The organism is Limnobacter sp. (assembly GCF_036846585.1).
GTDB lineage: Bacteria > Pseudomonadota > Gammaproteobacteria > Burkholderiales > Burkholderiaceae_B > Limnobacter.
On sequence record NZ_DAIUBR010000003.1, the window covers coordinates 104,501 to 128,674 of the forward strand.

Below are 24,174 nucleotides of genomic sequence, written 5' to 3' on the forward strand. Positions count from 1 at the left end.
CTTACTCCTTGCCCTGCGTCCTGATTTCGAGAACGTACCCCATGCCGCGAACGGTATGAAGCAAAGGGATTTCGTACGGATCGTCCAGCTTGATTCTTAACCTGCGAATCGCCACATCAATCACATTGGTCTCGCTGTCAAAATGCATATCCCAAATCAGCTCAGCGATTTCTGTGCGGCTGATGACTTCGCCCTTTCTTCGCAGTAGTAGCCAAAGTAGAGAAAATTCTTTCGCAGTTAACCGTAAATCCTTGCCGCCGCGCTTGGCGGTGCGGCGTACTGCGTCCAATTCCAGATCCAGCAATGTCAATACGGTTGTTTGGCTTTCTGCTGCAACTGTTGAAGTTCGGCGCCCCAGGGCGTGAAGCCTGGCCACCAGTTCGGCAAACGCAAAGGGTTTCACCAGGTAGTCATCTGCACCGGCCTTCAGGCCGCTCACCCTGTCTTCAACCATGGCGCGGGCGGTAAGCATCAGTACCGGAATACTTTTGGATTGGCGTAACGCACTTAATACGGCCAAACCATCAATGTCGGGCAACATGCCATCAAGAATGATCACATCGTAAAGGCCTTGGGTGGCCAAATGCAAACCGTCAATCCCGTTGCGAGCCAAATCGACAACGAAACCTTCTTCGGTCAGTCCCTTCTTCAGGTAATCGGCCAGCCGCAGGTCGTCTTCGATCAAAAGCAGTTTCATTAAATTTTCTTCATCTGGTGTATCGAAGCACAGTATAACCACCCCGAATTTGGTGAAGATTACATATTTGTAATGTACCGGGAAGGTGCCTGACAGGTGCCCCTGACTAGACTGAAGGCATGGGTTTAGAAAACAACCCTCCAATTCGAGTCAATCAGGAGATCATCATGAAAAATATTAAAATTGCCGCTGTTCTGATTACCACCTTCGCCATTGCTGCACCTGCAGTGGCACTTGCCGATGCTGCCTTCCACCCCGGCAAAGGCGATGCGGTTTATGAACCCCATCTGGGATACAAAGATCCAGCGAAATCTGCTTCACACGGCAACAAGGGATTTTGCTGCTATAGCGCAAAAATAATTGGCTCCGAGGCCAGCGGTGATGGGACCACACACGGCGATTGGGGCAACTCACGCTCTGGAAAATCCCGTCAGGAGGTGCTGCGTGAATTGCAAAGCCAAACCCCAGAGGAGCGCCGTCTGGCTAATTCGAACTAAAGCCAAAGTTTGAACATCTATAAAAGCGATGTTATTCTTTTGAACAATCACCGGACCGCACAACCATGACCAAAGTGATCAAATCACTGTTGATGTTTGTAATCGCCGCCTCTGTTATTTTTCAGGGCACGGCGCTTGCGGTCATGGTCGGATGTCATACCGGTTCCTTCGAGCAAACCTCGGATGAGTCGGGTCCTTCGTCACTTTCGTCCGAGCATTGCATCGAGCACATGTCAGACCAAGCTGCTCACCATGCTGTTTCGGACGATCAAGAGTCCAATGAAAGGCCCTGTTGCAGCTGTGATGCCATTTACAAGGCCAAGCTCGACGTTCCAGTTGTTCAAGTTGGTTTGATCCAATCCAACCTTCTCATCTCCGTTCCTTTCTCTTCAATCCTGCCCAGTGCCGACCTGGCGCTGCCTTATCGACCGCCCATCCTGGCCTAAGCCAATCCTGAATTTCGTTTACTGGTTTTAATTCATTTGGTGGAGGTACGTGTATGCGTACGGCTATGCAATTGTTGCTAGCGGGTTCAATTCTCGCAGCAAGCACAGGGTTTGCAAACGCCCAGTCGGAAGGTTTGCAGATTGAATATCAATCAGCTTTTGAGAACTACTCAACATGGAAGCCCAAAGAAGGCGACCGTGATTGGGTAGGGGCCAATCAGAATGTCGAGAAAATTGGTGGCTGGCAATATTACGCCCGTGAGCCTTACCTGAAAAATGGTGAAGACCAGCAACCCATGCAGGATGGCGGCATGGGGCATGACATGAGCAAAATGAAAAAGCCCATGAGCCCCGGCGAAGCTCACCAAGGGGGGCACCGATGAGAACTTTGAAATACACAGCAATTGCTTTAGCGATTGCAGGCTTGACCGGCTGCGCCACAGTGAACATGGATCAGTCCATGGCCAACCTGAATGAAACCACTGCGTCCATGACCGACAAGAAAGTGGTTCTTGCTCTGAACGATGAGCAGCGCAATCAGTTGCGCGCGCAAGCAGATGAGTTGTTGAAAACCCCGCTCGGATTAAATTCCACAGTGGAGCTGATGTTGGTAAACAGCCCTGAGTTTCAGGCGCTGTTGGCTCGGGGTTACAGCGAGTCTGCATTGGCCGCCCAATCGGGTCGAATCCCCAATCCAATTTTCAATTTTGAACGAATTACCGTTGGAGATGAACTTGAAATTGGGCGATTGTTCAGTTTTGGCCTGTTGGATTTAATCACGCTTCCTTGGCGTCAACAGGCTGCGACTTTTCGAATTGAGCGAGCTCAACTGCAGTTGGCTGGCGATGTGATTGGGCAAGTGGCTCAAGCGCGCTCAGCTTGGGTTGACGCAGTGGTCGCCCTGCAAAAACAGCAATATGCGGAGCAAGTATTCGAGAATGCTCAAGCCAGTGCTGAATTGGCCAAGCGCATGGAGGAGGTAGGCAACTTCACCATTATTCAACGCATTCGTCAGCAAATGTTTTATTCCGATGCCGCACTTGGCCTGGCCATGGCACGTCAGGAAGCCACGTCCACCCGGGAAAAACTGGTTCGGGTGCTCGGGCTGGACGCACAGCAATTTGAGGAGCTAAAACTTCCAGATCGCTTGCCAGACTTGCCCGCTACTGTGAAAAAGCCTGAAGAAGTCTCCAAACAGGCTATCTCGCGGCTGGACGTTCAAATGGCTAAACAAGCTTATGACGCGGCACTGAAAGTGTCTGGTGCCGAAACCGTAAGCTCCTTTGTGGATATTGAGGCAGGGATTCGCCGCAATTCTGTATTCGACAGAGACTCTGGCTCCAAAACCAACCCAAAGGGATTTGAACTGGACATTCGATTGCCGCTGTTCGATTGGGGTGGTTTGCGGCGAGATGCATTGTCTGCGGAGTTACTGGCCAAGGCCAACACGCTTGAGGCTGTCATGAGGAATGTCGATTCAAACCTGCGGGAAAGTTACACCAATTACCGCACGGCTTATGACATTGCCAAGCACTATCAAACTGAGGTGGTTCCAATGCTCGATACCTTGGCCGAGCAAAACACACTGCGTTACAACGGCATGTTGATTGGTACTTTCGAGTTACTTGCCGACAGTCGTAACCAGGTGCGTTCCATCGAGTCATCCATTGACGCATCAGCGAACTTTCTGCGAGCTCAACTGGCCTTGGATGCTGCATTGATGGGCAGTCCAAGCAATGTAAAGCTTTCCATGGGCGCCCAGAGTCCCGCGGCTGAATCCGCTGCTGGTCATTAAAAGATTTGGAGTAAGAGCAATGAATTCCAGAAGAGATTTTTTTAAGTTTGCCGGCATGGCCGGTGGCGCAGTGGCGGCAGCCAGTGTCAGTAAAGTGGCCATGGCCGCGCTGCCTGAGCCTGTTATTCAAACCTCGCCTGACACCATGGACCCATTGACCCCCAACACTGGGCGGCCCTATAACCCAGTGGTCACCTTGAATGGTTGGACCTTGCCTTGGCGAATGAACAATGGCGTGAAGGAATTCCATCTAGTGGCAGAACCCGTGGTGCGTGAAATGGCACCGGGTATGGTCGCTCACCTGTGGGGCTACAACGGTCAAAGCCCAGGGCCCACCATTGAAGTAGTGGAAGGCGACAGGGTGCGTATTTTTGTGACGAACAAACTGCCTGAACACACCAGTGTGCACTGGCATGGCCAGCGTTTACCCAATGGCATGGACGGCGTTGCAGGCCTGAATCAGCCAGTCATTCCTTCCGGTAAAACCTTTGTGTATGAATTTGAGGCCAAGCGCCCCGGCACCTTTATGTACCATCCGCATGCAGATGAGATGACACAAATGGCCATGGGCATGATGGGCTTCTGGGTGACTCATCCCAAAAACAAACATCCCTTGATTGACAACGTGGACCGGGATTTCTGTTTTCTTCTGAATGCCTACGACATTGATCCTGGTGCGTACACACCGAAGATCATGACCATGCTCGATTTTAATTTGTGGACGTGGAACAGCCGCGTGTTTCCCGGAATTTCGCCCTTGTGTGTTCGAAAGAACGACAAGGTTCGGATACGAATTGGTAACTTGACCATGACCAATCACCCCATTCATCTGCACGGCCATGAATTCGAGGTGAGCGGCACCGACGGCGGCCCAACACCCAAAGGAAGTCGTTGGCCCGAAGTGACTACCGACATCGCCGTGGGGCAAATGCGGCAGATTGATTTTCTAGCCAATGAGGAAGGCGATTGGGCCTTTCATTGCCACAAAAGCCACCACACAATGAACGCCATGGGACACGATCTTCCCACCATGATCGGCGTGGATCACCGGGGAATAACGAAAAAAGCCCGAGGGCTCGTTCCCGAATACATGGTGATGGGTGAACGGGGTATGGCCGATATGACTGAGATGACGATGCCGATTCCAGATAACACCATCCCCATGATGACAGGCGATGGCCCGTTTGGCTCAGTGGAAATGGGCGGCATGTTCAGTATGTTGAAAGTGCGCAAAGACCAAAAGCCTGGGGATTATTCCGACCCCGGTTGGTACAAACATCCCGGCAAAACCGTGGCCTTTGAATACGAAGGCCCGGACATGCCCAAGCCCGTTACATCCGACAAGGCAGGAAAGCCCGCCATGAAATCCAGCAATCGACCTCAAGAAACAATCGAGTTGAAGGTCAGAAAACCTCAAGGCCATTCGGGCCACTAAGGAGTTAACCATGAAAAAATCATTCGCAAATTATTCACTATCGCTGCTGCTTGGCACGGGGCTTTTATTGCCTGTGGCTGTATTGGCACACGGTACTCAGGAGCATAAAAAGACTGATTCCAATGCGCAACCAGTTCTTGAGCAAACCGCTTGGGGCATTGCCGGCACTCCGACCAAGATAGACCGCACGGTCAAAGTCGTGATGTCTGACAGCATGCGCTTTGAGCCATCCTCGTTGCAGTTCAAGGAAGGTGAAACAGTGAAGTTCATCGTCAAAAACGAAGGAAAGCTAATGCACGAGTTTGTTCTGGGGACAAAAGACAAGAATCTTGAGCATGCAGACTTGATGAAGAAATTTCCAAACATGGAGCATGAAGAACCCTATATGGCACACGTGGCTCCGGGCAAAACCACTGAGATGGTATGGAAATTTAACCGAAGTGGCGAGTTTGAGTTTGCCTGCTTAATTGCAGGCCACTTTGACGCTGGTATGCGTGGTCCGCTGCATGTTGCAAGATAAGTAAACAATCATTTTTAACACTGAAAGGAAAAATCATGAAAACTCATTTAATCAAAATTGCTTCAATCGTTGCGCTGTCAATTTCGACTTCGGTCTTTGCCGGAGGAGATCACGGTGCTCATTCAAGTAAAGCCGGTGAGCAAAAGTCCATGGAAGGTATGCAGATGCAGATGAAGCAGTCCGAAACCATGGAAATGACGCAGGGCGAGGTGAAAAAAATTGATCCGAAGACTGGTAAGGTCACCTTGAAGCATGGCGAAATCAAGAACCTTCAAATGCCACCTATGACTATGGTTTTCTCGGCCAAAGAGGCGGCGCAACTGGAAGGCCTGAATAAGGGCGACAATGTTCTCTTTGCTGTGGATCAAAATATGAATATCACCCACATCGAGAAGAAACAGTAATCAGGAGAAGCACCATTGCAAAATAAACCTGGATTTCCCAATGGATCGGTCATTGTGGGTAAATTGGGATTGATGTTGAGTTTGCTGGGTTCAGCAATGGTGCTTTGCGCCTGTCAAACAATCGGAAATTTTGTTCATCCGGAAAGTCACAAACCAACAGTTACAGTAAAGAAGGAACCCTGGTTTAGTGCCGAGCGTGCTGCCAGCACACAGAGGCTAGAGGATGGTTTTATTTTGGTTCTCTCTGGTGGGGGAATTCGGGGCTTTGCCCACATCGGAGTTCTTAAAGCCTTGGAAGAACAGGGGCTTGAGCCCAAGATGGTGATCGGCACGAGCGCTGGCGCGGTGATAGCCGCATATTGGGGCTTGGGCTATACAGCCGATCAAATGATGCAACGTGCAGAATCACTAAGCAACGGTGATCTGTTTGTACCCGTCTTACCGAATCTGGGGCAGCCAGTTTTAAAGGGCGAGGCCGGAGTTTTCTCTGGCCAGTTTCTCGAACGGCAATTGCGTCGGGATTTTGGCGTTCAAACATTTGAAGACCTCTCGAAACCAATTGCCATAGTGGCCACAGACCTCGAAACCGGTCATCCCGCGGTTTTTAATGCGGGTGATGTTGCTCAGGCAGTGCGGGCATCTTCCACAATTCCAGGTATCTTCACGCCACCCTCAATCAATGGACGTCTTTACATCGATGGTCAAGCCAGTTCACCACTGCCGATAGGCCCAGCAAAACGCCTAAGCGATCTTCCGATTCTTGCCGTAGACGTGGTATATCCACCCGAACTTGCTGAAGTCTCTACGTTAAGCGATTTGATGTTTCAAACCTTTTTGATATCAAGTTTTAGAATCAAAGAGCTAGAGATGTTACAGGCAACAATGATCATCGCGCCGCAACTAACCAATGTAGGTCAACTGGGTTTGAATGATCGTCATTGGGTATTTAAGACGGGTTACTTAGAGGCCAAAGAAAAACTTCGAGGTGCTGAAAAATTACTGAAGTGATTGACCAGAAAAATACTGGGTTGGTTTCAAATTAACACCAACCCTTAACCCCTTCATTAGCTTGCATCGCCTTCGGTGAGGTCAATTCCTTTGATTGCACTTAACACTTCAGCCCGTGATTTTGAAGATTCAAATCGCTGCGCCAACACTGTCGAGTCTCCGGCCAGAGGGTTGAACTGATCTGCTCTTATCGCTTGTTGATACTCTTTTAGCACTGTTGCTTGGGTGGCCAATTTACCTTGGCTGATCAGCGCCGCATGGTCGGTGCCATCACCGTGATCTGTAGGGCCGCTGGCCAAGGCAAAAGCTGGAAGCGTTGCGGAAATGGCAAACACTGTGGATGCGATCAATTGACGTGTTTTCATAGTAATTCTCCTTGAGTGTATCAGTTTGGGTTTTGCCTTTGCTTTCAATTAAGCGTTGGCATGACTTACACTTTACGCAGGGACGAATGACCAGATCCTCTCAATTGAATTACAAATTTGTAATGAAAATAGGCTGTGAGTTTGCTTGTTGATGCAATCGGCTATGTGCTATCGTTAAATGCATTCAAGCCCGACATTCCAAATGATTCGTCAATTGTTCTTACACGGTGTATTGCTGTTCGCGCTGCTTTTTCAAAGCTTGGCGCAAGCTGTGCCATGCTGCGCAGAGACGGATGCATTGCAATCTGACTCTGCACAATCCGTCATGATGGATGACATGGCGCAACACGCCGAAGATGGTTGTTTCGCGGGTTCACCAGTCTGTTGCGTGGTACCTTCGCTGGCTTATGAAGCGGTGGTTCCAGACTCGCAAAGTGTTTCGCCAGTGCATGTGCCTACGGTGACAACGCTATTACTTTCCCAGCATCAAATTCCCCTTGATCGCCCGCCCCGGGCCTGACTTCTTTTGAAATTCCCGAACTGCCGCGAAGCTTGACTGCTTTCGGTTTCCGTTGTTTTTCTCATGGTTTGAACACCATGCAGGAGGCCCCCATGTTGGGCAAAACTATTTTTATCAAGTTGATCCTTGCGGTACTGGCCTTCATGGCCGTATTTGGCATGGGCAATGTCATGGCCCAAGCTGTGACCACCACCGAGTACACCCTGGAACAGGCATTGACACAGGAAAAGCAGGGCGCGTTGAGCCTGTCGCAAGCCCTTGCCTTGGCTGAAAAGCGATCGGAAGCGCTGCGTGCGCAAGACGCTGCAAGGCTGGCAGCGCAAAACCAGGCCACCGCGGCGGGCGAGTTGCCTGACCCCATGTTGAATCTGGAAGTGATCAACATTCCTGCCAATGGCCCTGACCAGTTCAGCCTGGCCGCCGACTTCATGACCATGCGCAGTGTGGGCATTTCTCAAACGTTTGCCCGCAAAGACAAACGCGAAGCCCAGGCCAATGTGTTCAACAAAAACGCCGAGTTTGCGCAAGCCGGGAAGCTCCAGGCCTTGAGCAAACTTCGCACTGCCACCGCGCAGGCGTATCTGGACCGCTTTTACTCGCAGGAAATTCTGGCATTGCTTCAATCGCAGCGCACGGAGCTGGAGTTGCAAATTGAAGCAGCCGATGCCCAGTACCGCGCAGGCAAGGCGCCACAAACCGATGTGTTTGCCGCACGCACTGAACTGGGTTTGATGGACTTGAAAATTCAGGACACCCAGGCCTCGCTGGACAATGCACAAGCAGAACTTCAGCGTTGGGTGGGCGAACAAGCCGATGCACCGCTGGCGGGTGCCGTGGACTTGACGCAATCCCGCTTGAACACAGCAGACCTGTTTGAGCAGCTTCACCAGCACCCGGACGTGCTTGCTTTGGACAAGGCTGAATCCATGGCGCTGGCCGAAGCCGAAGTCAAGCAGCAGGAAAGGTCGGCAGACTGGACCTTGTCGGTGATGTATGCGGGGCGGGGGCCACAGTTTTCAGAAATGCTGTCGTTCGGCGCATCGCGCCCCCTGTTTGTTGATCAAGACAATCGACAGGATCAGGCACTGGCCGCTGCCAATGCCCTGGCCGCTAAAGCCAAGGCAGAACGCGTTGAACTGCACCGCGAACACCTGGCACAAACACGGCGTTGGCAACAAACCTGGCAAAGCAACCTGAAGCGCATCAATGATTTTGATCGCAGCCTGATCCCGTTGACACAACAGCGCACCCAGGCCGCGCTGGCGGCTTACCAAGGCGCCACAGGAGCCCTGACCGATGTGCTGGCCGCACGCCGAATGGAAATTGACATGCGCCTGGAAAAACTGCGCATTCAAATGGACACCGCCCGCTTGTGGGCACAACTGGAATACCTGATTCCTTCCGAGGTACAACCATGAAAAAAATACACATTGCACTGGCTGGTGTTGCGCTGGTCGCGATTTCCGGCGGTGGTTACGGTTTGTGGGCGCTGGGCATGAACCAGGGCATGGAAATGATGTCGGCCCCCATTGGCGGTGCAAATGAGGGCGGTACAAATGAAGGTGGTGGGCAGCAAGACCCATCCACCTGGAATATCCCGCAGGGCGAAGCTGCCACGCGCAGGCACATGGAAAGCGGCATCAAGGCCGGGGACGTCGATCCTGAAACCGGGTTGACTGTGCAGTATTATCACGACCCCATGGTGCCGGGTCGCAAATTCGATTCACCCGGCAAAAGCCCCTTCATGGACATGATGCTGGTGCCCGCCTATTCGGGCGCGGATTCTGCCGACAGCAGCAGCGTGAGGGTCAGCCCGCGAATCCAGCAAAATCTGGGCATTCGCACCGCGGCGGTAAGCAAGGGCATGCTGGCCCCCGAGATCAGTGCAAGCGGTTCCGTGCAGTGGAATGAGCGCGAGCGGGTGGTGATTCAATCCCGGGCGATGGGTTACGTGGAACGCTTGAACGTGACCGCCACACTGGATGCCGTGAAACAGGGGCAAACCTTGTTAACCGTGTACGTGCCCGACTGGGTTGCCGCGCAGGAAGAATATCTTTCGCTGCAAAAAATGAAGGGCGAGAATTTGCAGCCGTTGATTGATGCCGCGCGGCAGCGCATGTTGCAAGTGGGTATGAGTGCAGGGCAAATTCGGCAGGTGGAGCAAAGCGGACGTACACAACCCCGAGTGGCCATTGTTGCGCCCCGTAGCGGCGTGGTGACCGAGTTGATGGTACGCGAAGGCATGACCGTGCAGCCCGGCATGACCCTGATGGAAATCAATGGGCTGTCTACCGTGTGGGTGCAGGCCGAAGTGCCGGAAGGGCAGGCGGTGTACGTGCGCCCCGGGGTTGGTGTGGTGGCCAATGCGCAGGCCGTGCCGGGCCAAACTTTTGAGGGCACGGTTCAGGCGGTATTGCCGCAGGTCAACAGCAACACCCGCACGGTTTTGGCACGGATTGAGTTGAAGAACCCGGCGCAGAAACTGTTGCCTGGCATGTTTGTACAAACCCGGTTTCTCGACACAAATCGCAAGACCAGCCTGATGATTCCTTCAGAAGCAGTGATTCAAACAGGCCGACGTGTCGTGGTCATGCTGAGCGGGGGTGAAGGGCGTTTCACGCCGATGGAAATCAAAACCGGCATTGAATTCGACGGCAAAACCGAAGTGCTGGAGGGGCTGGAAGAAGGCCAGAAAGTGGTGTTGTCCGGGCAGTTCCTCATTGATTCCGAAGCCAGTTTACGTGGTCTCGAAATCCGCTTGAACCAGCAGGAGCCCGGCAGTGAGACCAGCGGTGAATCCAGCAGTACGTCGACCACCCACAGCACACCGGCGGTGGTGGAATCGTTGAGCGAGAATGCCGTCACCGTGACACACCCGCCAGTGCCCAGCTTGGGCTGGCCTGAAATGACCATGGAATTCAGGTTGCCCGAACCCTCGAAAATGCCGCGCCAAAACCTGCGGGCCGGGGATCAGATCAACATGGAATTCCGGATGCAGGAAGGGGACATTCCTCAGATCGTCAACATTCAGCCGATCAAGTCCGATGCAAAAAAAGGCGGGGGTGAACAATGATTGGCTACATTATTCGCTGGTCGATCGCCAACCGTTTGCTGGTGTTGATCGCCACGGTGTTGATCAGCGGGTGGGGCGTGGTGTCGCTGTACAAAACACCGCTCGATGCCCTGCCCGATTTGTCCGATGTACAAGTGATTGTGCGTACCAGTTACCCGGGGCAGGCACCGCAAATTGTCGAGAACCAGGTGACCTACCCCTTGACCACCACCATGCTGTCGGTGCCCGGTGCGAAAGATGTGCGGGGTTTTTCATTTTTTGGCGACAGCTTTGTCTACATTATCTTTGATGATGGCGTGGACCTGTACTGGGCGCGTTCGCGGGTTCTCGAGTATTTGAACCAGGCTCAGAACAGTCTACCCGCTGGTGCGAAAAGTGCCTTGGGGCCTGACGCAACCGGCGTGGGCTGGGTCTACCAGTATGCCCTTCGCGACACAACGGGCAATCTGGATGTGTCGCAGTTGCGCGCCCTGCAAGACTGGTTTTTGCGCTATGAACTAAAAACCGTGCAAGACGTGGCCGAGGTGGCGTCTGTGGGTGGTTTCGTGAAGCAATACCAAGTGGTGCTGGACCCGCAAAAACTGGCGGGCTATGGCATTACGCTGGATCACGTGGTTACGGCCATCAACAATGCCAATCAGGAAGCGGGTGGTTCAGTCATTGAACTGGGCGAGGCAGAGTACATGGTGCGCGCCACGGGCTATCTGGAAAGTCTGGATGACTTTCGCGCAGTGCCCTTGAAAAACAGTGCATCGGGAATTCCAGTGCAACTGGGCGATGTGGCACGCATACAGATCGGGCCGGAAATGCGCCGTGGCATTGGCGAACTGAATGGCAATGGTGAGTCGGTGGGCGGTGTTATTGTGATGCGGTCTGGCAAAAATGCCCTGCAAACCATCGACGCGGTCAAGGCCAAGCTGGAAAGTCTGAAGGCCGGTCTTCCCAAGGGTGTTGAAATCGTGCCGGTGTATGACAGGTCCACCCTGATCAACAATGCCATTGACAACCTCAGCTTCAAGTTGCTTGAAGAATTCATTGTGGTGGCGCTGGTGTGTTTTGTGTTTCTGCTGCACTTCCGGTCAGCCTTCGTGGCCATTGTTTCCCTGCCTTTGGGTGTGCTGGTGTCGTTCATCGTGATGGAACAGCAAGGAGTCAATGCCAACGTGATGTCGTTGGGCGGTATTGCAATTGCCGTGGGTGCCATGGTGGACGCGGCGCTGGTCATGATCGAGAACGCGCACAAACACCTTGAACAATGGGCACACGACAACCCGGGCGGAACACTGGAAGGCACGGACCGTTGGCGTGTCATTGGCGATGCCGCCGTGGAGGTGGGGCCAGCACTGTTTTCATCCCTGCTGGTGATCACGCTCAGCTTCATTCCCGTGTTTACGCTTGAAGCACAGGAAGGGCGTTTGTTCTCGCCACTGGCCTACACAAAAACCTACGCCATGGCCGCTTCGGCGGGGCTGGCTATTACCCTGATTCCGGTGCTGATGGGCTACCTCATTCGCGGAAAAATTCCGCACGAGCAATCCAACCCGATCAACCGCGCCCTCATCGCAGCTTACCGGCCAGCTTTGGATGCAGTGTTGAAGTTTCCAAAACTCACCGTGCTGGTGGCCATGGTGTTGCTGGTGGTAAGCCTGTACCCGCTAAGCCGTTTGGGCACGGAATTCATGCCGCCATTGGACGAAGGTGACCTGTTGTACATGCCCACCGCTTTGCCCGGTTTGTCTGCGGGCAAGGCCGCTGAGTTGCTTCAGCAAACCGATCGACTAATTAAAACCCTGCCCGAAGTAGAAAGTGTGTACGGCAAAGCGGGGCGTGCTGAATCTGCAACAGACCCGGCACCCATGGAAATGTTTGAAACCACCATCCAGTTCAAGCCCAAAGACGAATGGCGCGATGGCATGACCGCCGACAAACTGGTCGATGAACTGGACCAGATCGTGCGCGTGCCCGGTTTGACCAATATTTGGGTGCCGCCCATTCGCAACCGGATCGACATGCTGGCCACGGGCATCAAAAGCCCGGTGGGCGTGAAAGTGACCGGGCCTGATCTGAACACCATCAACCAGGTGGCCGTGAACATTGAAAAGGCGGTGAAAAACATTGAAGGGGTCAGCAGTGCCTTTGCTGAACGCCTGACCGGCGGGCGTTACATTGACGTGGACATTGATCGAAACAAGGCCGCGCGATACGGCATGAATGTGTCCGACATTCAGTCGGTCATTTCCAGTGCAGTGGGTGGCATGAATATTGGTGAAACGGTGGAAGGCTTGCAGCGTTTTCCGATCAATGTGCGCTACCCCCGCGAGGTGCGCGATTCCTTGACCCGCTTGCGGGCCTTGCCGATTTACACCAGTTCCGGGCAGCGGATCGTGCTTGATGAAGTGGCCCGCATCAACATCACCGACGGCCCGCCCATGTTGCGCAGCGAGAATTCCCGTTTGGCAGGTTACGTGTACATCGACATTCGCGGGCGCGACCTTCAATCGGCCGTGCTGGACATGCAGCAGGCCGTTGCACAACAGGTGGACTTGCCTGCGGGGTATTCCATTTCATGGTCGGGGCAGTTTGAGTTTCTGCAACGCGCCACGGCGAAGCTGAAGCTGGTGGTGCCTTTCACGTTGTTGATTATTTTCGTGTTGCTTTACATGACCTTCAAGCAGATTGACGAGGCAGTGCTCATCATGGCGACCTTGCCCTTTGCCTTGATTGGTGGTGCGTGGCTGTTGTGGCTTCTCGACTATAACCTGTCGGTGGCCGGGGCTGTGGGTTTTATCGCACTGGCGGGTGTGGCCGCCGAGTTCGGCGTCATCATGCTGTTGTACCTGAACCAATCCTGGGCAAGCCGGGTGAACAGGGGAACGGTTCAAGAGGATGATTTACTGGATGCAATTCGCGAAGGCGCCGTGTTGCGTGTTCGGCCCAAAGCCATGACCGTGCTCACTATTCTGGCGGGCCTGATTCCGATCATGTGGGGCAGTGGCACCGGCAGCGAGGTGATGCAACGCATTGCTGCACCCATGGTGGGCGGCATGATCAGTGCACCCTTGTTGTCGATGTTTGTTATTCCGGCCGTGTTTTTGCTAATTCGGCGCAGCCAAACCCAAAAGCCCGTTTAGCCTTTTCGGCCCACCAGGTACACCACACCTTGTGGGCCGTAACTTTCACTGATCAACGCTTTTGCCTCGAAAGGGTGATGGTGATCACCCAATCCAGTGCTGCCCTCCCGGGTCACTGTTACCACCTCTGAGAAGCCCGTCAATTCGAGTTCTTTGAGAAATTCATCTTTTGATTTCTTCATGTGTAAACGCAGACCGAACTTTGACGTTGAACAAGGTGCAACCCAACAACCACTATTCTAACCTTACTTTGAAAGGTATCCGTCATGTTCAACCAGCGCAGCAGGTCGCGACCCCTGTCGTTTGACTCGAATCGAAGCAACAGATCTTTTTTGGGCAAGGCCGGCAAGTTTCTGTTTATTGTGTTTGCATTAATGGTTACCACAGCACTGACCCTGTTTGGTGTGTCGTCCTGCCAGGAAAAAGCTGCTTCACAGCAGGTGTTGGCATACACCTCAAAAAATGCATGCGAGCTTCGTTTTGAGGGCGTTGGCCTGACTCTGATCGAGAATCACTGTGGCAAAGATGCGGGTATGTACTTCATGACACCACAAGGCCTGCACACGGCACCTTTAATCGACCCGGAAGTCAGTGCGCTTGTTCAAAAACATGGTTGCGATGCACCTAATCAATGTCAATTCAACCTTGAAATGAATTCGCGTTCATTCAGCGGGCAGTTCGATTACACCATCAACGGCAAGGAAGGTTTTTACAGCTTTGAATGGCCGCGCGACGAGCAGCCCCACCTTGTGGAATCCAGCAGCATGCCCAGCAAATCCTGACGCAGGGTAAAAGAACAGGCTGTCATTGTGCGGGTAACAAAATCGTGACCGTGCATCCCCTCTTTTCTTCGCTTTCAATCTCGATCTGACCATGCATGCGTTTCACAATGCCGTACACCATGGCCAGTCCCAGCCCGGTGCCCCGTTCGCCTTTGGTGGTGTAGAAGGGCTCAAGGCAACGCCTGCGGGTTTCTTCATTCATGCCCATGCCCGTGTCTTGAAGATCGATGCGCACCTGGTCCAGACCGTCTCGTTTGTCTATACCTGTGGACAGGGTAATTACACCGCCATTGGGCATGGCATCCACTGCATTCAGTATCAGGTTGGTCAAGGCTTCACGCAGTTCTGATTCCGAGGCATCAATCTCTGGCACATCCTGCGCATGGTGCAGCCTGAACTCAATCGGGATACCAATACGTTGTGGAACGTCATGCCAGCGCGCCGTGGTCAGTTCCATGGATTGTTCGCAAATTTTCGCCAGGTTGACGCGGGTCAACTTGGTACCCTCGTCTTGCTGGCGACAAAACTTTCCCATGCGTTCTACGGTTCTGGCCACATCATCTATTGCAAGCTGAATGGTCTTTAATTGTTTTTGACCCCGTTCACTCAAATCTTTTTCGGTGCTCAGCAGTGCGTCCGTGTACAGTGCCACGGGCGAAATTGCATTGTTGATGTCGTGCGCGATACCGCCAGCCATTTCGGCCAGCGCACGCAAGCGTTCTTGTTGCAGAACCAATTGCTGGGTGCGCTGAAGGTTGTGGCAGGCGTTTTGAAGTTCTTGCAGCAACAGCGTCTGCGCCAGTGCAAGCGCCACGTGTTCGGCAAGCTGTCTCAGGAACTCAAGTTCATCAGCCGAAAATGCATTCAGGCCTTTGCGCGCTGTGGTGATGATACCCAACACCTTGTTCTCGTTCATCAAGGGGGCAATCACCATGCTGTCAAGGCCCACCAGGTTGTGCATACCCTCACCGGTCATGCACATGCTGTCGCCCAAATTGGGTTGGTATACAAATTCGCCCAGCAAAGCCCGGTCCAGGTGAACGCCCCGTGCCGGGATTGATTCGTGCAGGAAAAACCCCACTTTGTTTGCCCCACTTTCCGTTTGTTTGCCCATCGACCTGAATGTGATGGTGCCCGCTTGTTCCGAGTACGATGCGGTCAGACAGAAATCTGCGGGCAGTTCTTTTTCGATACTGTTGGTTACCACTTGGTAAATGCTGTCCAGATCGTGCCTGTTTCCAATTGCCCGTGTGATTTCATTGAGCAGGCTCATGCGTGTCAGTTGCGCGTCGCTGCGCTGTTCCGCTTGCTTGCGCTCGGTGATATCGCGTTCAATGGCCACCCAGTGGGTGTACCAACCCGTTTCATCGGCCACAGGAACAATGTCCAGTTCCAGCCAGAAGGTCTCGCCAGATTTGGTGTAATTGATCAGCTCCTCCCGCACTGGTTTCCAGTCCGTCAGGGCATGTCGTATCCGGTCCAGTGCATCGCGCTGGGTCAGTTCCCCCTGCAGGAAGCGCGGTGTTTGCCCAATCGCTTCCTCCCGGGTGTAACCGGTTCGCCGCACGAAGGCCTCGTTGACATACAAAATTTTCGGACCCTCTCCGCTGATGGGTCCCGCCTCGGTAATCAACACGATGTCGTTGAGCCGTTCCACGCAGGTTTCAAGCAACTTCAGGCGTTCGGCATTGTGCGACCGTTCTTCGGCAAACATCAGGTTTTCAAGGGCCAGCGACAGGTTTTTGGCCACTGTTTTCAGCAGTTGCCGCACTTCCTTGTTGAAGAAATGAACCCCTGCACCGAACAAGACCAAACTGGCGCGCAGCTTGCCTTGCGCATGAACTGGCAGTATCGCAAAAGACTCCAGCCCTTCTTCAATGGCCTGTTTGTGCCACATCTTGGCCTGGGGTTCCTCGGCCACATTCTGGCAAATGTGCATTTGCCCGGCCCGCAAACGGTTCACCAGTTCATGGTCGCGCGGCAGCGTGGTGGTGGACATGATTTGTGACACAAATTCTTGCTGCGACCCATCGGCGGCGGTCACCTTCAGGTCGCTCAAGTCTTTACCGAACTCGCAGGCCCAGGCCAGGGGCAAGCCACCCAGTGAACAAAACACACGGCAAACCTCTTGCAGCAGACGTTCGGGTTTGTCCAGGGTGGCAGTAATTTCATTGACCCGGTGCTGTGCTTCCAGCAAACGGTTCATGTGCATCAGGGTAAGTACAGCAAGCTTCGATTCGGTGATGTCCTGGAATGCACCTTGGATCCGAATAATATTGCCCTTGCCATCCCGCACGGCTTCACCTACCACGCGGGCCCAGAAACGACGTCCGGTGGCAGATCGCATTTCGGGTTCCAGTTCGAATGGCACGCCCTGTTGTGAACATTTTTCCAGCGCAGCCTGAATGATTTTTCGCCACTTGCCATGGTAATACGACAGTGCGGAATCGTACGAATGTGGCAGCTGGCCTTTTGGTATATCCAGAATGCTGAAAATTTCTTCGGACCAATACAGTTTGGGCAGCTGGCCCAGTTCAATTGCCCACGCTCCCAGCTTGGCCAATCTGCCGCCAATGCGCTGCAAAGCCTCACTGCGTTTCAGTTTGTCTTCAGCATGCCGATAATCGTGATCTGCCATGTCGCCAAGCTCGACAATTTCCTGTTTTATGGATCCCCTGTTGCGTTGGCTCAAGGGAATCAGCAGGGTAAACGTAGCGCCGTTGTCCGGGGCTGATTGGGCGCTGATCTGCCCGCCATGCCGTTCAATAATGCGTTTTACATTGGCCAGCCCCATGCCGTGACCTTCAAAATCGTGGGCGTTGTGCAAACGGTGGAAGGGCTTGAACAGACCGTCGGCTTGATCCGGATCAAAGCCTGCGCCGTTGTCGATCACCCGAATTTCAACACAGCCGTTTTCAATGTTGGCTTCAACAGATATGCAAGGCTGTTCCCGAAACTGGCTGAACTTCATGGCGTTGGAGAGAAGGTTCACAAAGACCTGTTCCAGCAGCGACTCATCTCCCTCAATGTCCGGAAGTATTGCAATCGTCCAGTCCACTTCACGCAAACCTTCTCCTGCTTCTACCTGCGCCCTTGCCTTTTCCACCACCTCATTGAGCACAACCTGTTGATGCTGCAAATCACCTGAACCCAGTCTTGCAAAGGCCAGCAGGTCAGAAACCAATTGCCCGCCACGGGCGCTGGATTCATTGATGCGTTGCAGGTAGCGACGTTCCTGCTCGTCAAGTTTACTGCTGGCCCGGCGTGTCAGGCTGCCGGCAAAGCCCTGAATGATGTGGCAAAGGGAATTCAAATCGTGCGCAACACGCCCTGCAAAGTTGTCCAGTTCATGATTCATTTCAAGCAGTTTGCCGTTGCTGCTCGAAATGTCCCGAATCAATTGCGTGTTTTGCAGTTTCAGTTTGCGAACCTCAATGGCCCGGTGCACCACGGGCATCAGATCGCTGACCTTGAACGGTTTCAGAATGTAATCCAGCACCCCCAGTTTCATTGCGTTAACGGCGGATTGAATACTGCCATGCCCCGTCATTAATACAGCACTGATGTCTGGGTCGATTTGCCTCGCTTTCTGGATCAGTTCAATGCCGTCCATGCCCGGCAGACGCAAATCAGTCAGCAAAACATCGTGGGTCACGGTGTGCAATTGCGTCAGGGCGATGGCCGGGTCGGCAAAGCCATTGACCACAAAACCGGCGTCCTCCAGCAAGGTGCAAAGCGCCTCAAGCTGCGGTTTTTCATCATCCACGACGATTAGTCGGAATTGCTCGTGCATCTAAAACTCCGGTCGTCGACTGCGGTAAAAGGGTTGGTTGATTACAATGACTCACCATTACTGGATTTCCCCGAATGAATCAATCCCCTCTTTTGAGAAACGCCTCATTGGCGTTTCCTTTTGTGCTGATCTGGACCAGTGCTTTTCCTGCTGCAAAAATTGGCCTGCTCGACAGCCCGCCCCTGTTGTTTTTGTCGATACGGTTTTTAGTCGCTGGTGCGTTGATGCTGGCCTGGGCGCACTGGCGTGGCAGTTTGCGCATGCTAAGCCTGCGTGAGCTGGGTGTTTTGAGCATATTGGGTCTTCTCAATCATGCCCTGTATTTGGGCTTGAGCTGGACGGGCATGGGTGGCTTGTCTTCAGGTTTATCAACGATCCTGATCAGCGCCAACCCCATTGTTGTGGCCGTGTTGTCGGCGTTTTTGTTGCGCGAACCCCTCACTCGCCAGAAAGTTATTGGACTTGTTTTGGGTTTTTTAGGGGTGGCTTATATTGTGCGCAACCGCATTGGTTCCAGCACAGACACCCTGGAAGGCTTCCTGTTGGTGCTCGCCGCCTTGCTGACCCTGGCCTTCGGTACTGTGCTTTATAAAAAATGGCCTGTCCGGACCGACGTGGTGACCGGCACTGGTTTTCAGATCATTTTAAGCGGCCTGTTGCTGCTGCCTGTGGCCTTGTGGCTTGAACGTCCGGCAGACATGAATTTGAGCGCATCTTTCGCGGGAGCCCTTGTTTGGCTGGTGGTCGTGGTCTCAATTACCGGCTATCAACTGTGGTTTAACCTGCTGGAACAAGGCAGTGCCAGCGCGGCCAGTGCATGGTTCTTTCTCACCCCGCCCTTGGGCCTGTTGGCCGGTGCCTGGCTTCTGGACGAACCGTTGAACTGGCCCGATTTTCTGGGGATTGTTCCTGTGGTGATCGGTATTGTTCTGGTGACCCGGTCCCGTTAAGTGACCAGTGTGGTGGTCAATGTGTCACGCAAAAGCAAAAAGCCAGTTTTCACTGGCTTTTTGCTTTACAACACGCTGGAAAGTCCGGGTTTATGCCTGCCCTGCAGCTTCCAGCTTCTGGCGCTTGGCTTTCGAGCGCAGGTTGAGCAGTTCAACCAGCAGAGAGAAGCCCATGGCGCTGTACAAGTAGGCTTTCGGTACATGCTGGCCGAAGCTTTCTGCGATCAGCAACATGCCCACCATCATCAGGAAAGCCAAAGCCAACACCTTGATTGATGTATGTGCTTCAACAAACTCACCGATTGCCTTGGCAAACAGCATCATCACACCCACCGCCGCCATCACGGCGGCGATCATGACCTCGATGTGGTCTGCCATGCCCACCGCAGTAATTACGGAGTCCAGACTGAATACGATGTCCAGAATACCGATCTGGATAATCGAGTACCAAAACAGCTTCGCACCGGTTTTCTGGGCGGCGGCGCCCATTGTCAATTCTTCTTCAACCTGGTGTGGCGCTTCCACTTCAAGATAAATTTCCTTGGACGCTTTCCACAACAGGAACAGTCCACCAAAGAAGAGCACCAAATCTCGTCCAGTGATCGCTTTATCCATCACTGTAACCAGCGGTTCGGTCAAACCAATGATCCAGGACAGCGAGAACAGCAGCCCCACACGGGTCGCCATGGCAAACATCAGGCCGAACTGGCGAACACGGTCACGAATGTCCGCGGGCAACTTTGACACCAACACGGTAATGAACACAATGTTGTCGATACCGAGCACAATTTCCAAAGCTGTCAAAATCGCGAAAGCGACCCAGACGTTTGGATCCATTAGTAATTCCATACAAACCCCACTTTTTAATCAGAAAAATTACAACCCGCTATTTTGCACTCAATTTCGCATGGTGAGTTAGCATTTCGCATCGCTGACTACTGATTGCTGCTGATTGCCAAGCGATTTAACAACAAATCAAACTGAATTGGCTTTGCGAAATGGTAGTTGATCCCGACGGCATGTGCCTTTTGCACATCACTGTCAAAAGCATAACCGGTAAGTGCCGCGATTTCACAGTCTTGGTTCGGACCTTCCTCGTTTCGGATTTTTTCCGCAACCTCATAACCCGACAGTTTGGGCATGTCGATGTCCAGCAAAATGAAATCAAATGGTTCAGACATTGCATGGTCTAAGGCCTCCCGTCCATCTGCAGCAACCACCACTGCGTGCCCGTCCTTTTTCAGGAAGGTCTGGATCAGCTTGATGTTCAAGGGCATGTCGTCTGCCACCAGAACCCGAAGTGACCGCGTGGGGTTTATTTTCTTGGTATTGGTGTTACCCAGCGTACTTTGCTTGCGCAAGGTAATGTTGACTGACACCCGCGTACCTTTGCCAGGTTCCGATTCAAGGTGAATTTTGCCGCCCATTGCATCCACAAGGTTTTTGACGATCGACAAACCCAACCCGGTGCCACCGAAGCGGTTCTCCCTATCCGTGTGCAATTGTGTGAAGGGCCTGAATAGCTGGCTCTGTTTTTCTTTCGGGATGCCAAGGCCCGTGTCTATTACCTCGAATGTCACCAGATCGTGGTCTTGATCTTTCTCTTGGAGTGTGGATTTTAGGATCACTTTGCCGTGAAATGTAAACTTGATCGCGTTGGTTAGAAGATTTTGTAGTATTTGACGAAGCCGAACTACATCGCCGGAATAAATCTTCTGTTCGCCCACTGAATTGATCAGTTCAAATATCACACCTTTGGTTTCGCACGTTATTCGTGGCAACTCGGCACTGCCCAACAGCAATTGATCCATCAAAAACGGTGCATCATCCAGTTTCACCATGCCAGATTCCAGCTTGGAAAAGTCCAGAATGTCATTCAGGATGGAAGACAGCGACTCAGAAGAGCGCACCAGGTAACCCGCTTGTTCCTTCAGTGGACCAGTAGGCAAATCCATTTCCAGCAAGCGTGCAAAACCAAGAATGCCGTTCAGGGGTGTTCGTATTTCGTGGCTGATTGTGGCCAGAAAACGACTTTTCTCCGCATTCGATTCTTTTTCAGCTTTCGCGGCAATAGACACAGCTCGAAGGCGGCTCTCCAGTTCAAGTTGATGGGTGCGGTCGGCATGTGTCCCGACCACGCGCGTGGCATTGCCGTTTTCGTCCCGAATAATCTGGGCCCTGGACAGAATCTGAACCCATTGACCATTCTTGTGTGCCATGGAAAACTCGGCGTCAAACGAATGCACGGCAGGGTCGGCCAAAGCCTTTTGTAAACGAGTGTTGGCAACTTCCAGATCAACGGGGGCCGTTAAACGCTCCCATGTTGCCAGTTCATTTTCCAGTTCATGGTCTTCATAGCCCAGCAAACGTTTCCATCCCGGCGAGTAATACACCTTGCTTTCACCCAGTTTCCAGTCCCACAGGCCTTCATGGGAACCGTCCATGGCCAGTTTGAAGCGTTCTTCGCTTTCGGCCAAACTGTCACGCATCTGCCGTTCAGCGGACACGTCCTTGCACATGATGATGATGCCGCCACGGTTTCCGTCCGGGCGAAGCCAGGGCTCAATCGCCCAATCCAGCCAGATTGTGTGGCCATCCGGGTTCGTCCATGGGTCGGATGCTGCCGAAATGCTCTGACCAGCCAGCCCGGCGCGGTGTGCCTGGCGCCAACGTTCCGGCAAATTGGGCACCACGTCATAATGGTTTTTGCCCACCAGGCTGCCCGTTACGCGGGTAAATGTGCTTACCCAACGCGACGACGCGGCCACGTAATTCATTTCAGTGTCGAACATGGCAATGGGGGCAGGGGCCTGAACAATCAGTGCTTCGACCACCCAGTAGCTTTCCTTGGCAGACTTCAATGCTTTTTCAAGTGACAGGCTTTTTTCTGACAGTCCTCGGGTCAGGTTCAGAATGTCCCTTGAGATGGGCTGCAGCTCGGCAGGCAACTCCTTCATCGACGATTCAAGTGCTTCGGGATCGTTCTTGCGTACCAGTTCCAGGTAAGCAGTTGCCTTGTTGGAAAGGCTTCGCCCCAAGGCAAGTACCAGAAGCAGCGTGGTAGTTGTGCCAATGATCAGCGCCAGAATGGCGCCGATCAGCGCTGTGGACGTGGGCGATGCCACCATATCAAGTGGCAAAATGGAGGCCGAAATCCAACCCAGGCTTTTGGTTTCAGGGCTGTTGTTCGGGGCAAATGCGATCAGATAGTCCTTCCCGTCGCCGAGCGTTTCAATCGACCAACTGCTGTACCCCTCTGCAGCCTGCTGAAACCCTGCCATCTTGCTCCAAGCACTGTTGTCTTGAATATCCGCCAAATCCAGGCGATTGCCCATTCTCAAACTGCCGTCTTTGGCCAATATCAAGGTTGGCGTGGAAGGGCTGACGGTGTTGAACACGTCTTGTTCTATCTCGTTGATGAAGTATTTCCAGTCCAGATGAATGCCAATAACACCGATGACCTGATTGTCCTGCCCTTTCAACGGTGTTGTGAAATCGATGAACTGGTATTTTTCTTCAGATCGAGAGGGTAATAAAGCGGCCAGTAGGGCTGCTTCGTGTACGTCCATGATCGCAGGCTCAATCAGGCCTTGCTTAAACCATGGGCGCGCGGCCACACTTTTACCGACCAGCAGGTCATCCAATGCAGCCAGCACCGTTCCGTCAGGGGCCGCCACACCGATCCACAAATACCCAGGCGTGTTTTCCCGCATCACCTGCAGCAAGTTGCGCTGCTGTTCAGGAGAATAGTCACCAAGTGACTGCTCAATTTTGATCGTATAGACCAAATTTCGCAGGTGTGCTTTCAGGTGTCGATCGACCGATTGTGCTATTTGTTCAGACTGCGCCTGTGCGTTGATGCCCGCTTGCTTGATGGTGCTGTTGCGCAAGATTGAATGCGCGGTCAATGCAACGGGGAGGGACAACACAAACAGTGCAATCAAACTGCCGACTATCAGGCGAGTTGTGAAGCTGGCCCGAATATTAAAATTAAGCATGAAACGCACAAAGGGTGGGATTGTTGGTTAGTCACTGTAACCCAGTTGAGGGAGCGAACTCAATTGCAAAACAGGGTGAGAACGACATCCAGATCATTGAATTGAATGAAATACATGGGGCCGGCCTTGCGTAATAGTTGCACCTGCAGGGCGTCACCATTTTCAGGTATCGTCTCAAACACCGAGAACCCCTTCATCACAAACACCATCGGATCGCCCAGCTTTGGACATTGAAGACATCCTGATTCGTACCATCGGTGCCGTTGCCTTTGGGTTGAGCATTGCCGGGTTTTGCGTCATCTCCGAGCGTGGCACCAAGCTTTTGTTCGCCCTTTCTTCGCTGGCATGGGGCGCGCAGTACTACCTGCTCGGTGTTCATACGGGTTTCCTGATCATGTTGCTGACCGGTGTACGGCAGGCGGTCACAATTTATTCAAACGTCATGAGCCATTGTCTGCGCATGGCTTTGGTGTCGGGTTTTGGTGGTGTGGCTGTGGCGCTTGCCCTGCTGACCTGGCAGGGCTGGCTGGCCAGTTCATTGCCCCTGTTCGCCACGTTGCTGGGAACATGGGCCCTGTTCATGATGGGCAATGTGGGCATGCGCAAAGCCACCTTGGCCACCAACATGCTGTGGGCGGTGCATGGCTACCTGTTCAATTCCTGGGAGCTTTGCCTGACCATGATCGTGATCACGGTGGCAAACCTGTATGGCTTGTACCGCTTGCGTGGGGCAGCTGCGGTGCCGTGAAAAGCCAACCAC

20 protein-coding genes are annotated in these 24,174 nt (G+C 53.0%); 14 read left to right on the forward strand and 6 right to left on the reverse strand.

From position 1 onward, the window contains the following. Position 1 precedes the first annotated feature (1 nt). Positions 2-697, reverse strand: a complete 696-nt coding sequence (locus V7028_RS02435) for a heavy metal response regulator transcription factor (protein WP_334118512.1) — start codon at positions 695-697, stop codon at positions 2-4. Between the two features lie 167 nt (positions 698-864). Between V7028_RS02435 and V7028_RS02440 the strand changes: the two genes are divergently transcribed. From V7028_RS02440 to V7028_RS02475, 8 genes are all read left to right on the forward strand, one after another. Further along, positions 865-1,194 (forward strand): hypothetical protein, encoded by a 330-nt coding sequence (locus V7028_RS02440; RefSeq protein ID WP_334118513.1) that lies wholly within the window; start codon positions 865-867, stop codon positions 1,192-1,194. Between the two features lie 65 nt (positions 1,195-1,259). Beyond that, positions 1,260-1,640, forward strand: coding sequence for a hypothetical protein (locus tag V7028_RS02445; protein WP_334118514.1), 381 nt, complete (start codon positions 1,260-1,262; stop codon positions 1,638-1,640). A gap of 53 nt (positions 1,641-1,693) precedes the next feature. Continuing rightward, positions 1,694-2,023 carry a hypothetical protein gene (locus V7028_RS02450; RefSeq protein WP_334118515.1) on the forward strand — a complete coding sequence of 110 codons (330 nt, stop codon included), beginning with the start codon at positions 1,694-1,696 and terminating at the stop codon, positions 2,021-2,023. Next, entirely contained in the window at positions 2,020-3,435 is a 1,416-nt protein-coding gene (locus V7028_RS02455; protein WP_334118516.1) for a TolC family protein, read from the forward strand. The genes V7028_RS02450 and V7028_RS02455 overlap by 4 nt, the downstream gene beginning before the upstream one ends. Before the next feature lie 19 nt (positions 3,436-3,454). Then, positions 3,455-4,870 carry a multicopper oxidase family protein gene (locus V7028_RS02460; RefSeq protein ID WP_334118517.1) on the forward strand — a complete coding sequence of 472 codons (1,416 nt, stop codon included), beginning with the start codon at positions 3,455-3,457 and terminating at the stop codon, positions 4,868-4,870. Positions 4,871-4,880: 10 nt separating this feature from the next. Next, positions 4,881-5,390: a cupredoxin domain-containing protein gene (locus tag V7028_RS02465; protein WP_334118518.1), complete on the forward strand. Its 510-nt coding sequence runs from the start codon at positions 4,881-4,883 to the stop codon at positions 5,388-5,390. Positions 5,391-5,425: 35 nt separating this feature from the next. Further along, on the forward strand, positions 5,426-5,794 hold the full coding sequence (locus tag V7028_RS02470; protein ID WP_334118519.1) for a copper-binding protein: 369 nt from the start codon (positions 5,426-5,428) through the stop codon (positions 5,792-5,794). 15 nt (positions 5,795-5,809) lie between these two features. Further along, positions 5,810-6,802 (forward strand): patatin-like phospholipase family protein, encoded by a 993-nt coding sequence (locus tag V7028_RS02475; protein WP_334118520.1) that lies wholly within the window; start codon positions 5,810-5,812, stop codon positions 6,800-6,802. Positions 6,803-6,858: 56 nt separating this feature from the next. On the opposite strand, the gene V7028_RS02480 is transcribed toward V7028_RS02475, so the two are convergent. After that, the gene (locus V7028_RS02480; RefSeq protein ID WP_334118521.1) at positions 6,859-7,167 is read right to left on the reverse strand and encodes a hypothetical protein; all 309 of its coding nucleotides are present in this window, start codon (positions 7,165-7,167) and stop codon (positions 6,859-6,861) included. 612 nt (positions 7,168-7,779) lie between these two features. Between V7028_RS02480 and V7028_RS02485 the strand changes: the two genes are divergently transcribed. Genes V7028_RS02485 through V7028_RS02495 form a run of 3 tightly spaced genes read left to right on the forward strand, consistent with a single transcriptional unit; the run spans position 7,780 to position 13,891 of the window. Beyond that, positions 7,780-9,105, forward strand: coding sequence for a TolC family protein (locus V7028_RS02485; protein ID WP_334118522.1), 1,326 nt, complete (start codon positions 7,780-7,782; stop codon positions 9,103-9,105). Next, positions 9,102-10,760: an efflux RND transporter periplasmic adaptor subunit gene (locus tag V7028_RS02490; RefSeq protein WP_334118523.1), complete on the forward strand. Its 1,659-nt coding sequence runs from the start codon at positions 9,102-9,104 to the stop codon at positions 10,758-10,760. Before V7028_RS02485 ends, V7028_RS02490 begins: the two co-directional genes overlap by 4 nt. After that, positions 10,757-13,891 carry an efflux RND transporter permease subunit gene (locus V7028_RS02495; protein ID WP_334118524.1) on the forward strand — a complete coding sequence of 1,045 codons (3,135 nt, stop codon included), beginning with the start codon at positions 10,757-10,759 and terminating at the stop codon, positions 13,889-13,891. Before V7028_RS02490 ends, V7028_RS02495 begins: the two co-directional genes overlap by 4 nt. On the opposite strand, the gene V7028_RS02500 is transcribed toward V7028_RS02495, so the two are convergent. Next, a complete protein-coding gene (locus tag V7028_RS02500; RefSeq protein ID WP_334118525.1) occupies positions 13,888-14,073 on the reverse strand; it encodes a hypothetical protein in 186 nt (61 codons plus the stop codon). The genes V7028_RS02495 and V7028_RS02500 overlap by 4 nt on opposite strands. Positions 14,074-14,157: 84 nt before the next feature. Here V7028_RS02500 and V7028_RS02505 point away from each other — a divergent pair, with 84 nt between their 5' ends. Continuing rightward, a complete protein-coding gene (locus V7028_RS02505) occupies positions 14,158-14,673 on the forward strand; it encodes a hypothetical protein (RefSeq protein WP_334118526.1) in 516 nt (171 codons plus the stop codon). Positions 14,674-14,695: 22 nt separating this feature from the next. Here the strand turns inward: V7028_RS02505 and V7028_RS02510 are convergent, their stop codons facing one another. Continuing rightward, positions 14,696-18,466 carry an ATP-binding protein gene (locus V7028_RS02510; RefSeq protein WP_334118527.1) on the reverse strand — a complete coding sequence of 1,257 codons (3,771 nt, stop codon included), beginning with the start codon at positions 18,464-18,466 and terminating at the stop codon, positions 14,696-14,698. 74 nt (positions 18,467-18,540) lie between these two features. On the opposite strand from V7028_RS02510, the gene V7028_RS02515 reads away from it, so the two are divergent. Then, positions 18,541-19,416, forward strand: a complete 876-nt coding sequence (locus V7028_RS02515) for a DMT family transporter (protein WP_334118528.1) — start codon at positions 18,541-18,543, stop codon at positions 19,414-19,416. Positions 19,417-19,506: 90 nt separating this feature from the next. Here V7028_RS02515 and V7028_RS02520 read toward each other — a convergent pair whose 3' ends face one another. Both V7028_RS02520 and V7028_RS02525 read right to left on the reverse strand, forming a co-directional pair. Further along, on the reverse strand, positions 19,507-20,253 hold the full coding sequence (locus V7028_RS02520) for a TerC family protein (protein WP_334118529.1): 747 nt from the start codon (positions 20,251-20,253) through the stop codon (positions 19,507-19,509). A gap of 98 nt (positions 20,254-20,351) precedes the next feature. Beyond that, positions 20,352-23,414, reverse strand: coding sequence for an ATP-binding protein (locus V7028_RS02525; RefSeq protein ID WP_334118530.1), 3,063 nt, complete (start codon positions 23,412-23,414; stop codon positions 20,352-20,354). A 223-nt stretch (positions 23,415-23,637) separates the two neighbouring features. Between V7028_RS02525 and V7028_RS02530 the strand changes: the two genes are divergently transcribed. Then, on the forward strand, positions 23,638-24,162 hold the full coding sequence (locus V7028_RS02530; protein WP_334118531.1) for a YgjV family protein: 525 nt from the start codon (positions 23,638-23,640) through the stop codon (positions 24,160-24,162). The last annotated feature ends 12 nt before the right edge of the window (positions 24,163-24,174 follow it).